Source organism: Bacillus sp. TH25, assembly GCF_016650935.1.
In the GTDB taxonomy this organism is placed as follows: domain Bacteria; phylum Bacillota; class Bacilli; order Bacillales; family Bacillaceae_G; genus Bacillus_A; species Bacillus_A mycoides.
Genome location: NZ_JAEKEU010000037.1, coordinates 560,360 through 574,792 on the forward strand (window position 1 = coordinate 560,360; position 14,433 = coordinate 574,792).

Here is a 14,433-nt window from a genome sequence, read left to right on the forward strand (position 1 = left end):
TTTCATAGGCGAGCTATTTTATTACGATTTTTTCTTGTCATCATTTGTTTTTTCATTAGCTAAATGACTATGTTTTCTAGAGTAGAAGAAGTAGACGCATAAACCGATTATAAGCCAGACTGCAAAGCTGATCCATGTCGTTTTGGATAAATTAATCATTAAATATAAACAACAAATAATAGCGACAACCGGTAGTACAGGTACGAGTGGTGCGCGAAAGCCACGTTTTAAATCAGGATGAGTTTTCCGTAAAATAAGTACAGCAAAGCAAACGAATGTGAAGGCTGTTAACGTACCGATGTTTACTAAATTCGCTAGTAAATGTAGGTCTAGAAGTCCTGCTAATAAAGCTGCAAATACCCCAGTAATCCATGTGTTTAGTAAAGGGATTTTTACTTTTTTATTTACGCGTGATAACGCTTTTGGGAGCAAGCCGTCTCGGCTCATTGCATAAGAAACACGAACTTGTCCATACATAACGACTAAAAGAACGGTTGTCATTCCTGTCATCGCACCTACTGCAAGTAGCCCCGCAATAGTATCTTCGCCAACGAAATGTAGTGCAAATGCAACTGGATCAGAAACGTCTAATTGCGTATAAGGAACCATGCCTGTTAAAACGAAAGATACGATCATGTATAAAACTGTACAAATAAGAAGGGAACCGATAATGCCAATTGGTAAGTCACGCTGCGGTTTTTTCGTTTCTTCTGCCGCGGTTGCGATTGCATCAAAACCTAAAAAGGCGAAGAAGACAGTGGCAGCGCCAGTAATAATACCGTCGTACCCGAATGGAATGAACGGTGTCCAATTTTCAGGTTTTACATATTTTGCGCCTGCTACGATAAAGGCGATAATAACTGCTAATTTGATAAGGACCATAACATTATTAATGCGTGCGCTTTCGCGTATACCAAAACTTAAAAGACCAGTAATGAGAAGTAAAATACAAACAGCTGGTAAATCAATGAGACCACCTTTCCCTGTACCAGGGGCCGAGGAAATAATGGTGGGAAGGTGTATATTGAACCCTTGAAGCAATGATTGTAAGTATCCAGACCAGCCAACAGCTACCGCTGCAACAGCGAGTAAATATTCGAGCATTAAACACCAACCAACGATAAAGGCGACGACTTCCCCGACTGTCATGTATGCGTAAGTATACACACTTCCTGAGACAGGAATAGAAGAAGCAAATTCGGCATAACAAAAGGCTACACAAGCACAAGTAAATGCAGCAATAAGGAATGATAGCATAATACCAGGGCCAGAATGTTTTGCCGCTACGATACCTGTTAATACAAAAATCCCTGTCCCAATTACGGCGCCGATTCCTAAAAACGTTAAATCGAGTGCCGTTAATGTTCGATCTAGCTGTCTTGGTGATTCAGTACTAAGTGCTTTTTTTCGTAATAATGACTTCACTTTGAACTCTCCTCCTTTAGTTTTCATTTCCATAACTGCGAATATAGTACGAGCCCATTGGAAAAGAGTATGTAAGTGAATGAAAATACAGTTATGGTATGTAGTTTTTTAAAATTTCTGGGTTAATCTTATTATAATTCAGAATATTTTGTCAAATGAAATTTTAACAAATAAAAAGCCGGTTGTAAGGAGAAACTATGTGCAGAAATAGATGCAGGTTAACAATCAGTAGAGATGAAGAATAATCCACTGATTAAAGTTTTACTTTATTATAGTAGGAGAAGATGTTATGTTATTTTATTTTGAACTTGTCGTCATTTTACTTTGTACGAAATTAGCTGGTGATATTAGCGTTAGACTTGGCCAGCCTTCTGTACTCGGTAAATTAATCGTTGGTATTATTATCGGTCCGGCTTTGCTAGGTATTATTAATAGTTCAGAACTTATTGATGAGCTTAGCGAAATTGGTGTTTTGCTACTTATGTTTATGGCGGGACTTGAAACAGATTTAGAAGAGTTAAATCGTAATTTAAAATCTGCATTCGCAGTAGCCATGGGAGGAATTATTTTCCCATTCCTTGGTGGGTATTTAGCAGGACTTGCGTTTGGAATGTTACAGTCGCATGCGATCTTTTTAGGGTTATTACTTTGTGCCACTTCGGTTAGTATTTCTGTTCAAACACTAAGAGATTTAGGGAAAATGAATACGAGAGAAAGTACGACGATTTTAGGTGCAGCTGTATTTGATGATGTAATTGTCGTTATTTTATTAGCATTTGTGATGAGTTTTTTAGGTACACAAGATGTAAATGTAACGCTAGTCATTGCAAAGAAAATCATCTTTTTTGTAAGTATTGTTTTCATCGCTTGGAAAGTTGTTCCGTGGATTATGAAAATGCTCGTACCACTTCGCGTAACAGAAGCGTTAATTAGTGCTGCACTTATTATTTGTTTCTCTTTTTCGTATTACAGTGAAATGATGGGAATCGCAGGTATTATTGGGGCATTTGCAGCAGGAATTGCGATTTCGCAAACAGAGTATAAGCATGAAGTGGAACATAAAATTGAACCGATTGCTTACGCGATATTCGTACCGGTTTTCTTCGTAAGTATTGGAATGGAAATTACATTTCAAGGTATCGGAAGCCAACTTTGGTTCATTATCATTATGACGCTCATCGCAATTTTCACAAAGTTAATCGGATCAGGTTTAGGAGCAAGATTAACAGGGTTTAACTTACAATCTTCTATTAGTATTGGTGCGGGAATGGTGTCGCGCGGGGAAGTAGCGCTTATCATTGCAGCAAATGGACTTGCGGCGAATTTGTTAGCGAAAGAAAATTTCACAGCGATTGTCATTGTTGTTATATTGACGACAATTATTACACCGCCACTTTTAAAGAAGTATTTTGTATAGAGGGAAAGAGCTTATCTGACGTAGATAAGCTCTTTTTTATTACAAAATGCAGTGGTCATGTAGCATGAATGGATTGTAATTATGATAAAATCTATGTATGTGATATGACAAGGAGAGGGAAGTGTGAAGATTACAAAGGGGAAAGTTATAGGTGTAATCATACTTATTGCACTATGTATACCATTTACTGCATGGAAAGAGTCAAAAGTGAAAAATTTTCCAGTTTCTATTTTTTCTTCCTATGTAGAAGACGAAAACCCGAAAGACTATAAGTACACTGCTTTTGTACCTGACTTTGCAATTTGGATACATGGATGGGAAAAACAGCAATCTGAAGGCGAAATAACGTCATATAAAAAAGGTGATCGAACTGTAATTGTTCACCATCCACCTGGTAATGATGGTTTTTATCTATATGATACAAATGATATTAGAGAATATACGCAACCGAAAGAAGTGGAGGTTAAATAGTGAAAGCTTCAACATTACTATTTAAAATTGAAAGTAATATGGATCAATTTTCACCAGCTGAAAAGAAGGTTGCCATGTACATAATGGAGAATGCAGAGATTGTTCCGAATTTAACGACGAAAGAAGTGTCAACGAATGCAGGTGCAAGTGAGGCGAGTGTTGTTCGCTTTTGTAAATCGATTGGAATCGGAAGCTTTAAAGCATTTAAGATAGCGCTCGTTCGTGAATTAACGATTGCTGATTATAATATTAATGATTTTTCAGTGATGAATACGGAAGATGGACCGTACGATTTGTTTAATAAAGTTACATATGTGAATAAAGCTGCAATTGAGGCGAGCGTTACTGCGATAGATAAAAAGGAACTTGAGAAAGCTGCAGATCGTATTGTAAATGCGGATAAAATTATATTTTACGGAGTAGGCGGATCGGCTACTCCGGCGATGGACGGGGCTTATAAATTTACAAGGCTCGGGTTTACAGCGATGATGCTATCTGATTTTCATATGATGTTGCCGCTTGTGACGAATTTAAAAGAGGGCGATATATTTGTTGCGATTTCAACTTCTGGTCGTACGAAAGATGTACTTGAAATGGCACAATATGCGAAGAAGCGAGGAGCTACAGTTATTGCGATTACAAAGCTAGATCAATCATCTCCTTTATATAAAGCGGCAGATATTCGCCTTTGTATGCCGGATGTAGAGCAAGACCATCGCATTGCGAGTATTGCTTCACGAATGACGCAGCTAAATATGATTGATGCTTTATATGTGATTACTTTTAACCGTATTGGTAATAATGTGATAGATCAATTTATGGAGACGAGAGAAGAAGCTTTGCGGTTACGGAAGTTAAAGTAGAAGAAAAGATGAGGGGACTCATCTTTTTTTATTATCTTTGACACAAATATGTCATGTTGTGAAATTTTATTTCATAAAATAAGAAAGAGTTATTGATTTTTAATTTCTTAAAGTTATAATAAAAGTGTGAAATATAATTTCAAAGAGGGTGGCAATATGTTAGAAAATTTATCGACAGAACACCGTAATGAGAAAACGACGAATCTAGATGAGATGAGTATAAAAGAAGTGTTACAAAGCATGAATGAAGAAGATCGAACTGTTGCGTTAGCAGTTGAAAAAGAGATAGAACAAATTGAAAAGGTTGTACAGACTGTTATTAAATCTTTTGAAGAAGAGGGCCGATTAATTTATATTGGGGCTGGTACGAGTGGCCGTTTAGGTATTTTAGATGCGGTTGAATGTCCACCTACATTTGGAACAGATGATAAAATGGTGCAAGGATTTATAGCAGGTGGATTGAAAGCGTTTACTAAGGCGGTGGAAGGTGCCGAAGATCGCGAAGAGTTAGCAGAAGAAGATTTGAAAAGTATTGGATTAAACGAGAAAGATACAGTGATTGGTATTGCCGCAAGTGGTAGAACCCCTTACGTAATTGGCGGATTGAAATACGCACATAGTGTGGGAGCTAGTACGGCGAGTATTTCTTGTAATAAAAATGCTGAAATAAGTAAGTATGCAAAACTCAATGTAGAAGTGGAGACAGGCGCAGAAATATTAACAGGCTCAACACGTTTGAAGGCTGGTACAGCGCAAAAATTAGTGCTTAATATGATTTCAACAGCGTCAATGATTGGTGTAGGAAAAGTATATAAAAACTTAATGGTAGATGTTCAATCTACGAATGAAAAGTTAGTAGAACGATCAAAACGAATTATTGTGGAAGCAACAGGAGTTAGTTATGAAGTAGCGGCAGATTATTACGAAAAAGCAAATCGTAACGTGAAAGTTGCTATCGTTATGGCATTACTACAGTGTGAGTATGGGGAAGCACTAGAAAAACTAAAAGAAGCGAAAGGCTTTGTGAAGAAGGCATTATAAAGTGAAACGATAAGAATAGGGAGGGGGATTCTATTATGAAGAAAGAAGAGAGAATGGCCAAAGAAATTTCGGAGCAACTTGGGGGAATAAAAAATATTCGTGGCATTGCTCATTGTATGACGAGACTGAGGTTAACGCTTCATGATGAAAGTAAAGTGAATATGGATCTTTTGAAAAAGGTTGAAGGCGTTATGGGCGTCATTGAAGATGAAACACTTCAAGTTGTTGTTGGTCCAGGAACGGTAAACAAAGTAGCAGCCGAAATGGAAGTTTTAACAGGATTACGAATTGGTGAGGTTGCAGATCATCATCTTGAAGATATTGGTCAAGAGATTAAATCAGAGATGAAGAAGAAAAATAATACACCAGTGAAGAACTTTTTACGAAAAATAGGTAACATTTTTATTCCGTTAATACCTGGTCTTGTTGCATCAGGAATTATAAACGGAGTTGCTAACTTCGCAAAAAACGCAGGTGCTGATCCGAATGCAACATGGCTACAAATGTTACTACTTATTGGCGGCGGTATCTTTACATTTTTAGGGATTTTAGTCGGTTGGAATACAGCGAAAGAATTTGGCGGGACACCAGTTCTTGGAGCGATTGCGGGTATTTTAATTTTCAATCCAGCGATGGCAAATGTGAAATTATTTGGTGAAGCAATGGTACCCGGGCGGGGCGGATTGTTTGCAGTTATTTTTGCAGCATGGCTTATGGTAGTAGTTGAGAGAAGAGTACGAAAAGCAGTGCCGAATGCAGTTGATATTATTGTAACACCGCTTATTACTGTATTAGCTGTAAGTATAGTAACGATGTTAGCGATTCAGCCAGCAGCGGGATTTTTATCTGATGGTATTACGAGCGGTATTAACGCAATTTTAAATGTTGGTGGGGCATTTGCTGGAGCAGTGCTAGCCGGAACGTTTTTACCACTCGTTATGGTCGGATTACACCATGGTTTAACACCGATTCATATGGAATTTATTAATCAAACGCACGTAACACCTTTATTACCAGTACTCGCGATGGCTGGTGCTGGGCAAGTGGGCGCAGCAATTGCGATTTATGTAAAAACAAAAAATAAACGACTTCGTAACGTAATTAAAGGTGGATTACCAGTTGGGTTTTTAGGAATTGGCGAACCATTATTATACGGGGTTACATTACCACTTGGGAAACCGTTTATTACCGCTTGTTTAGGAGCGGCCGTTGGTGGTGCATTCCAAGCAGTTATGAAAACGGCTTCACTCGGAATTGGCGTATCAGGATTATCTTTAATCCCGTTAATTGCTGATAATAAATATTTACTATATTTCTTAGGTTTAGTCATTGCGTATACTTTCGGATTTATCTTCACGTACTTCTTCGGATTTAAAGAAGAAATGGCAGAAAACATATAGAGAAAGGGATTCCTTTCTCTTTTTCTATTCATAGAAAGGGAGATTCATATGATAGGAGTTTCAATTTATCTTTCAAAAGGGCAAGTAGACAAACAAAAAGAGTGGCTAAAAATAGTGAAGGAAAACGGGTTTTCGTCTATTTTTACATCACTTCATATTCCAGAAGATGACCCAGGTACGTATAAAGAGTTAATTCAAACATTAGGGAAACAGGCTCTCGAAAATGAAATGGAATTAATGGTTGATGTCTCTCCGAAATCGCTACACCATTTAGGAATGACGTATGAAAATGGGGAAGAATTATTGGGGTGGGGCATTACTGGTTTAAGAATGGATTACGGCATTGCGCCAAAAGAAATTGCCCACGTATCTCATAAGATGAAAGTGGCTTTAAATGCGAGTACGATTACAGAATCTTTTTGGGAAGAGTTACTTGCGGAAAATATACGAGTAGAGAATATAGAAGCATGGCACAATTTTTACCCGCGTCCAGAAACAGGACTAGCAAAATCCTTCTTACAAAAACAAAATAAGTATTTACATGAGTGCGGAATAAAAACGATGGCATTTATTCCGGGAGATGGTGAAAAACGTGGTCCGTTATATGAAGGTTTACCGACGTTAGAAAAACACCGCTATATGCGGCCGCTTGAAGCGTATTTAGAACTTATTCAAGAGTGTGACGTCGATAAAGTGCTAATTGGAGACATAAGCGCGAGTCTAGAAAGTGTACAAGAAATCGCGAGTGCGAGTAATGGGATTATTCCGGTGCGATATGAGCCATTCATAAATGAAAATGAAGTATTAAAAGTGGTAGAGAAAGTGCATACAAATAGACTAGATCCAGCTCGTGATGTCATTCGCTCGGTAGAATCACGAGAAGAAAATAAAGTGATTTTACAGCAGATGAATACAATTTCAAGAAAACGAGGCAGTATTACAATTGATAATGAATTGTACGGTAGATATGCTGGGGAGATGCAGGTTGTTGTAAATGATTTACCTGTAGATGAGAAAGTGAATTTTGTCGGAATGGTTGTAGAAGAGGACCTGCCTTTATTGTCTTATGTTGGTGCTGGAAAAAAGTTTCAACTTTTTCTGTGTGATAGAGTAAAAGCTTGAATTAGCGCTATTTTATAAAAGACATTATTCGTAAAACGGATAATGTTTTTTGTTTTCTTTAAAAAAAGCATTTGACGAATGAAAAGAAATACCGTATTGTTTTGTCTTGTGAATAAATATTCACCATAACAAAACAAAAAAGGAGAGTTCAAAATGAATCAATATATTGGGAATTTAATTATTCGTATCGTGTTAGGAGTTACGTTCTTTGCACACGGTTTAGCAAAGTTTCAATCAGGTATAGATAACGTAGCAGGATGGTTTACAAGCATCGGTTTACCAGGTGGTCTTGCATATGGCGTAGCGACAGTTGAATTAGTAGGTGGTATATTATTAATTATCGGTTTAGGTGTGAGGTATGTAGGATTGTTATTCGCTCTTATTTTAGCTGGAGCTATAGTAAAGGTAAATGGAGCAGCAGGATTATTAGGAGATGGAAAGAATCCAGGGTATGAATTAGATCTTGCGTTATTATCAATGGGTGCGTATTTATTCGTTGTAAAAGCAGAAGGATATGTAGATCGTTTCTTAAAAGAGAAAGTAATGAAAACGAAGTAAATTTTATTTTTTTAGTGTTGACTTGACGACTTGGTGTAACTATAATGATTACAACAAGTCGATTAGTAATAAAATAATTCGTATATTTTTTTATTCTAGTTGTAACTAAATTAGTTACAACTAGAATAAAGCTTAAAGAATAAAGGAATATAAAAGAGTAAATAAAAAGTGGAGGAAATAACATGTCCAAATTACATTTAGAGGTTTTTACAGGATCTGAGCAAGCATTTCAAGTTACATCCACAATTGTATACGGAGAAAAAGATGCAATTCTTATCGATGCACAATTTTTATTAAGTGATGCGCACCGTTTAGCAGCTCAAATTATTGAAACAGGAAAGAATTTAACTCATATTTATGTGACTCATTTCCATCCAGATCACTATTTTGGATTAAATGTATTACATGAAGCATTTCCAGAAGCGAAGATTGTTGCATTACGGAATACTGTTGAAGATATTCGTAACACATTTGAGAAGAAAGTGGAACAGTGGAAACCATCTATTGGGCATAATGTTCCTCATCAACCAATTGTTCCAGAGGAATTAACAGAAGAGAAATTGATTTTAGAGGGAAATGATTTAATCATTAAAGGTGGTTTGCAAGGTGATACACCGAATAATAGTTATGTATGGATTCCATCATTAAAAGCCGTTGTTACAGGCGATATCATTTATAACAATACTTTCGTATGGACGTTAGAAACAGATGCTGAAGCTCGTCATAAATGGTTAGAAACATTAAGTGAACTTGAAAATCTTCATCCTGAAATTGTTGTAGCGGGTCATCGTGATTATGACGTACCAAATACAGCAGACGCGATTAAACATACTCGTAAATATTTAGTTGCATTTGATGAAGTTCTTGCAGGAAATCCTTCAAGTGAAGAAATTCAAACGGCAATAAAGGAGCGGTTCCCGCACGTTAAAGCGTTAGAAATTGGACTTGTTTTAGCGGCAAACGCGTTTGGGGTGAAAAAATAATGAAGCAAAAAACAAATTTAGAAATTGTTCGAAGCACATATGAAGGACCATCTTCTTCAAATGCAAAACATTTAGCGGAAGCTCTCTCTGAAAAAGTAGAGTGGACAGAGGCAGCAGGTTTTCCGTACGGCGGAACGTATATAGGTACAGAAGCTATAATGGAAAATGTATTTAGTCGTTTAGGATCAGAATGGGATGATTATAAAGCGAGTGTAAATACGTACCATGAAGTAAACGGAAAAGATGTGATTATTGCTGAAGGTGTTTACTCAGGAGTTTATAAAGAGACGGGAAAATCATTTGAGGCGGAATTTGTTCATGTATGGCAGCTTGAAAATGGAAAAATCGTGAAATTTAAGCAATATGTGGACAGTTACATTGTACGAGAAGCGATGAAGGCTTAAAATAAAATAAGGAAACAAATGGAATCGACTATGTGCAGGCGATTCCATTTGTTTATGTAATTATTAGGGGGAATGGGGAGTACATAATATGAAAAAATGGATAATAGGGACAATTACAATGATTGTAATTGCGGTAGGAGCTGTATTCGGTGTTACTAAACTTCTTAATTATATAGAGGAGGAGGAGAAGAGCCTTAAAGTACAAAAAGTAATGGATCAACAAGGGAAGAAAGCAAAGGAAGAGAAGCAACAAGCTAGTGAAGATGAAATTATTTCTACAATGCATAGGATGGTACATCAAAAAGTGAAATCCTCTGATAAATGGGGATTTATCGAAATGACAAATAAGGAAATTCGTAGTGCGAAGAACGCAGTAGAAAGCAGTACAAATTTTAAATATAAAGCAAAGCTACTTTCTACTTTGGAGCGTTGGGAGAAAGGAGACTTTTCACAAACGGTTGAGGATCATAACTTTTTGTGGGAAATTCAAGGTGGTGATACCGGAAAGGCAACAGAACGTTTATCGCCAGAAGAAGAAAAACAGTATGTGAAAGAAATGAAAGGTAAATAAAAACATCGCCACTCTGGTGGCGATGTTTTTTCATTAAGAATGCTTTCGTACTAAAGCTCTAGTCGTCTGAGGAGAAACAGTTTTAAAATGAGAGAATAAATAGCACCCTGTAACGACGATAATTGTCCCGAAAATTTGAGTCCATGTTAGTTCTTCTCCAAGGAAAATAAATGCTAAAATAGCTGTGAAAATTGGATTGAAATTTAGAAAAACGCCCGATGTAGTAGCTCCTAATTTCTGTACACCAATGTTCCAAAATACCATACAAAGGACCGTTGAAACGAGTCCTGTATATAAAAGTGATGTTATGAAGGAAGAATTAATATTGGAAACAGTGAAGTTGCCTATGTTAAATGGAAGCAATAAAATGACGCCGAAAATACCAGAATATAACGTCGCCATTAGCGGTGTAACTGTTTTTGTCGCCCATTTACTAGAAACAGAATAAATACCCCAAATACATACTGCCGCCATCATCCATAAATCTCCGCTATTAAAATGTAGTGAAAATAAAAGTGCGAAATTTCCTTTTAAAAGGACGAGCATAACCCCGAAAAATGAAAGAATCATAGAAAGAATTTGAAGTGTATTTACTTTTTCTTTTAGAAATAGCACAGAAAATAATGCAATCGAAATAGCGTTCAATGTAGAAATAAGCCCCACATTTGTTGCGGATGTTTTTTCTAGTGCTAAAAATTGAAAAATGTTAAAAAGAACGACTCCTGAAATTCCCATAAGTATTAACGGAAGTATTGCAGAGCGTGGTGGAATGATTTTCTTCTCTTTAAACCATACCATTGGTAATAAACAAATGATCGCAATTAGCCATCTTAAACTTGTCAGTGTCATCGGAGATGCATGATCGACGAGTGATTTCCCAACGACGAAATTTCCTCCCCATAATAAGCTTGTTAATAATAGTAAAAAGACATAAAAATAAGGCATGCTAAAAACCCCTTTGTTGAAATAAGAATGAACTGTAAATAATTTTAGCATTTTTCTTTATTGTCTAATATATTCTTTTGTATAATGGTAAAAACTCGATAAAATGTTTCGTTAGAAATCTATTTTGCAGAAAAACATTCAGTTTTATATAAGTTATGAGATGTTTCTTCGAATAATCATCGGTAAGAAAAAGGAGGGATTTTGATGGAGTCATCTGTTATTAAAGTGCTTGATGATTTAGATGTACAAATTTTAGATATATTGCAGAAGGAGTCACAAGTAAGTAATGCAGAGCTTGCACGACGCGTTAATTTATCTCCAGCTGCGATGCATGCACGAATAAAAAGGTTAGATGGGGAAGGTTTTATTGATAAGCAAGTAGCAATTTTAAATCAAGAAAAGCTTGGATTTGATTTATTATGTTTCATTTTTATGAGCACGAATATTCATCAGTATGAAAAGCTTGAAGTGTTAGAACGAGAATTAGAATCTATGCCTGAAGTGTTAGAATGTCACTGTTTAACAGGAGAGTATGATTATTTATTAAAAGTTGCAAATCGTGATCGTAAGGAACTGGAGCATTTTATTAGAAAGCTGAATAAGCTTGGTATTACACGTATACAGACGAGTTTAGCACTTCGTGAAATTAAATATTCAACGGTATTGCCGATACGAAATGAGGAATCAAGCATCGATTAAGTTGCTTGGTTTTTTGTTTGTGTAAAGTGAAACTTTAATCAGTGGGGGTTTTGTTCATCCACCACTGATTATTAGTTGAACCAATCGGGCGTTTAGGGGCAGTTGATCTCCCACCTACCTTCTTTGCTTCAGCCGAATTTTGAGGTGGGAGTCTTACTGCCCGTTAATGCGGGATAAAATTCAGAAAAATAATTGGCGAGGAGAAAAGAGGGTTGTATTATTATATAAAATTACGAATTAATATTCATTTTTTATAAATATTAATGTGCTGGGTAAGGGGATATAATATGGAAATTTGTAATGCGGTTACAAGTGATGTGAAAGAGATTTATAACTTAATTGAAGTGTACGCGAAAGAGGGGGTTGTTTTGCCACGTTCTCTCTTGTCTCTTTATCAATATTTACAATGTTTATATGTCATGAAAGAAGAAGAGAATGTTATTGGAGTTGCTGGTTTACATGTGTTAGGAGAGGATCTCGCAGAAGTACGATCGTTAGTAGTTTCGCATACATATGCAGGAAAAGGGATAGGGCGTAAGTTAGTGAATCATGTAATGAATGAGGCGGCAAAGATAAAAGTGAACAGGGTAATTTCTTTAACATATGAAACGGAATTTTTTCAAAAGTGCGGGTTTGATTTTGTGAATAGAGAAGCATTGCCAGAAAAAGTGTGGATTGATTGTAGACATTGTCCAAAAGTTGATTATTGTGATGAGGTGGCGATGATACGGTATGTGGGTGAAATTTTTAGAGAGAAAAAAGGCCCACTATTATTTAAGAAATAGTGGGTATCTATATTTTAATCAGAAATGAGATGTTGTTAAGAATTTGAATTCGTTTTTCTCACGGCAAAATTATAAAGTGGATCTCTAAGTTCATAGTTATACGTAGAACCATCGACAAGTCCTACAACTTTATCGCTATCATAAAGGTCGAGCATAAATTGTGCCATTTGTTTTGCAGTGTGGAATTGTGGTACAACATTAGCGTATTGGAACTCATCAATATCAAATGAACGTTTTGCGAATTCTGTTTCAGTTGCAGCAGGAGCTAAAACTTTTGCTTGTAGTTTTGCACCTTGTTCTTTCAGTTCGTGAGATAGTCCTTCTGTAAATGCACTTACATAAAATTTCGTAGCGCAATACGTAACAGCATTGGCAACAATCGTGTATCCACCGCCTGATGAAACGTTAATAAGTTGTGTTCCTTCGGTCATTGAATAATCTCGAACGAAAAGGGAAGATAGTATTGTTAGTGCTTCTATATTTACATGCAACATCGTTTCTATCTTGTTTAAATTTTGTTCAGCAATTGAGGCGAAATTACCAAAACCTGCGTTGTTAATCCACGTTTCAATTTGAAAACTTTGTAGACTTTCATAAAATTTATAAACTTCTTCAGTGACTGATAAATCAGTTCTTCGAATGACAACATCCAATTCCGGATGCATTTCATTAATTTTCAATTTTAATCCGTCTAATTCTTCTTGTCTTCGAGCTACAAGTATTAAGTTTTTTCCGCGAGATGCAAAGGCTAAAGCGGATTCATAGCCAATTCCTGAACTAGCACCAGTAATAACAGTATATTTCATATAAAAGCCTCCTAAATTCAAATTAATTTATCATGGTTAGATTGTATTTGTTAGAGTATACTCTAAGTCAAATGTTTTTTATAATTTGGATAAGGCAGTAAAATATATGAGAGTAAATGGCGTGCGGAGGGAGTATGGTTATGTACACAATTAGCGAGGTAGCTAAATTATTAGGAGTGAGCACACATACATTACGTTATTATGAAAAGGAGAACATATTAATTGCAAATCGCGATGCAAATGGGAATAGATTGTATGAAGAGTCACATATAAAGTGGTTGCAGTTTGTAATGAAATTAAAACAAACGCAAATGCCGATAGCGAAAATAAGAGAATACGCTAGATTATATTTAGAAGGAGAGCATACAACCGAAGCTCGTTTACAACTGTTAGAAAATCATAAAAAATCTATTCGAACTCAAAGAGAAAACTTAGAAATTACAGAGAAGATGCTCGAAAATAAAATTATTGCATACAAAGACTCGTTGAAAAGTAAATAGCGTACAAAATATTTCGTTCTTTGTTGCATGTTGAAAAGGGAGTACAGGTCTTTGTTTTGGAATTTATCTATGAGTATTTTATTATAATGTGCCGATAAATTAAAAAAGAGCAGTTAGCTAAAAGCAACTGCTCGATTCAAAGGGATCTCCAAGGGGGGAATGGAGAAAATATTATGTTACTACCATTATTGACAGATTATTAAGAAATATTCATGTGGATTTAAGAAATTTAAAATATTTTTGGTTAATAGAATCCGGGTGTTGACACTTTATCAATTGGTCATGTAGAATGTTTATGAATGACATTCAGTCATTTTTTCTGTGGAAGGGTGTAGATAAGCAACTTTTATATGTAGTTAGCTTAATAACGGAACAAATATAAGGATAAATGAGGATGATATTGGTTTTTTAAATAGTAGTTAGAGTGAGATTATATTTTTTAA

16 protein-coding genes are annotated in these 14,433 nt (G+C 36.0%); 13 read left to right on the forward strand and 3 right to left on the reverse strand.

Translation table 11 applies throughout. The features are described 5' to 3' along the window. Positions 1–21: 21 nt before the first annotated feature. Positions 22–1,425 (reverse strand): branched-chain amino acid transporter BcaP, encoded by a 1,404-nt coding sequence (gene bcaP, locus JFT89_RS21915; RefSeq protein WP_016094716.1) that lies wholly within the window; start codon positions 1,423–1,425, stop codon positions 22–24. Between the two features lie 289 nt (positions 1,426–1,714). On the opposite strand from bcaP, the gene JFT89_RS21920 reads away from it, so the two are divergent. From JFT89_RS21920 to JFT89_RS21965, 10 genes are all read left to right on the forward strand, one after another. Continuing rightward, positions 1,715–2,842 carry a cation:proton antiporter gene (locus JFT89_RS21920; RefSeq protein WP_016094715.1) on the forward strand — a complete coding sequence of 376 codons (1,128 nt, stop codon included), beginning with the start codon at positions 1,715–1,717 and terminating at the stop codon, positions 2,840–2,842. 123 nt (positions 2,843–2,965) lie between these two features. Beyond that, positions 2,966–3,313 carry a hypothetical protein gene (locus JFT89_RS21925; protein ID WP_016094714.1) on the forward strand — a complete coding sequence of 116 codons (348 nt, stop codon included), beginning with the start codon at positions 2,966–2,968 and terminating at the stop codon, positions 3,311–3,313. Then, positions 3,313–4,176, forward strand: coding sequence for a MurR/RpiR family transcriptional regulator (locus tag JFT89_RS21930; RefSeq protein ID WP_002063942.1), 864 nt, complete (start codon positions 3,313–3,315; stop codon positions 4,174–4,176). The genes JFT89_RS21925 and JFT89_RS21930 overlap by 1 nt, the downstream gene beginning before the upstream one ends. Positions 4,177–4,332: 156 nt before the next feature. Further along, positions 4,333–5,217 carry an N-acetylmuramic acid 6-phosphate etherase gene (gene murQ / locus JFT89_RS21935; RefSeq protein ID WP_002134585.1) on the forward strand — a complete coding sequence of 295 codons (885 nt, stop codon included), beginning with the start codon at positions 4,333–4,335 and terminating at the stop codon, positions 5,215–5,217. 35 nt (positions 5,218–5,252) lie between these two features. Continuing rightward, positions 5,253–6,617, forward strand: coding sequence for a PTS transporter subunit EIIC (locus JFT89_RS21940; protein WP_000711285.1), 1,365 nt, complete (start codon positions 5,253–5,255; stop codon positions 6,615–6,617). A gap of 48 nt (positions 6,618–6,665) precedes the next feature. Further along, a complete protein-coding gene (locus JFT89_RS21945; RefSeq protein ID WP_016094713.1) occupies positions 6,666–7,739 on the forward strand; it encodes a DUF871 domain-containing protein in 1,074 nt (357 codons plus the stop codon). A gap of 153 nt (positions 7,740–7,892) precedes the next feature. Then, entirely contained in the window at positions 7,893–8,297 is a 405-nt protein-coding gene (locus tag JFT89_RS21950) for a DoxX family protein (protein ID WP_001077751.1), read from the forward strand. A 182-nt stretch (positions 8,298–8,479) separates the two neighbouring features. Further along, positions 8,480–9,280 carry an MBL fold metallo-hydrolase gene (locus JFT89_RS21955; RefSeq protein ID WP_201040573.1) on the forward strand — a complete coding sequence of 267 codons (801 nt, stop codon included), beginning with the start codon at positions 8,480–8,482 and terminating at the stop codon, positions 9,278–9,280. Further along, positions 9,280–9,684 (forward strand): nuclear transport factor 2 family protein, encoded by a 405-nt coding sequence (locus JFT89_RS21960; RefSeq protein WP_016094712.1) that lies wholly within the window; start codon positions 9,280–9,282, stop codon positions 9,682–9,684. The genes JFT89_RS21955 and JFT89_RS21960 overlap by 1 nt, the downstream gene beginning before the upstream one ends. Before the next feature lie 88 nt (positions 9,685–9,772). Beyond that, the gene (locus tag JFT89_RS21965) at positions 9,773–10,255 is read left to right on the forward strand and encodes a PRK06770 family protein (protein ID WP_002063949.1); all 483 of its coding nucleotides are present in this window, start codon (positions 9,773–9,775) and stop codon (positions 10,253–10,255) included. 33 nt (positions 10,256–10,288) lie between these two features. Here the strand turns inward: JFT89_RS21965 and JFT89_RS21970 are convergent, their stop codons facing one another. Then, complete coding sequence (locus JFT89_RS21970) at positions 10,289–11,200, reverse strand: DMT family transporter (RefSeq protein ID WP_016094711.1); 912 nt, start codon at positions 11,198–11,200, stop codon at positions 10,289–10,291. Positions 11,201–11,404: 204 nt separating this feature from the next. Between JFT89_RS21970 and JFT89_RS21975 the strand changes: the two genes are divergently transcribed. Together JFT89_RS21975 and JFT89_RS21980 are read left to right on the forward strand one after the other, a co-directional pair. Next, a complete protein-coding gene (locus JFT89_RS21975) occupies positions 11,405–11,899 on the forward strand; it encodes an Lrp/AsnC family transcriptional regulator (RefSeq protein ID WP_002063953.1) in 495 nt (164 codons plus the stop codon). Between the two features lie 287 nt (positions 11,900–12,186). Next, on the forward strand, positions 12,187–12,684 hold the full coding sequence (locus tag JFT89_RS21980) for an N-acetyltransferase (protein ID WP_201040574.1): 498 nt from the start codon (positions 12,187–12,189) through the stop codon (positions 12,682–12,684). A gap of 35 nt (positions 12,685–12,719) precedes the next feature. On the opposite strand, the gene JFT89_RS21985 is transcribed toward JFT89_RS21980, so the two are convergent. Further along, positions 12,720–13,490 (reverse strand): SDR family NAD(P)-dependent oxidoreductase, encoded by a 771-nt coding sequence (locus JFT89_RS21985; RefSeq protein ID WP_002063956.1) that lies wholly within the window; start codon positions 13,488–13,490, stop codon positions 12,720–12,722. Positions 13,491–13,630: 140 nt separating this feature from the next. Between JFT89_RS21985 and JFT89_RS21990 the strand changes: the two genes are divergently transcribed. Next, the gene (locus JFT89_RS21990; protein ID WP_002087388.1) at positions 13,631–13,990 is read left to right on the forward strand and encodes a MerR family transcriptional regulator; all 360 of its coding nucleotides are present in this window, start codon (positions 13,631–13,633) and stop codon (positions 13,988–13,990) included. The last annotated feature ends 443 nt before the right edge of the window (positions 13,991–14,433 follow it).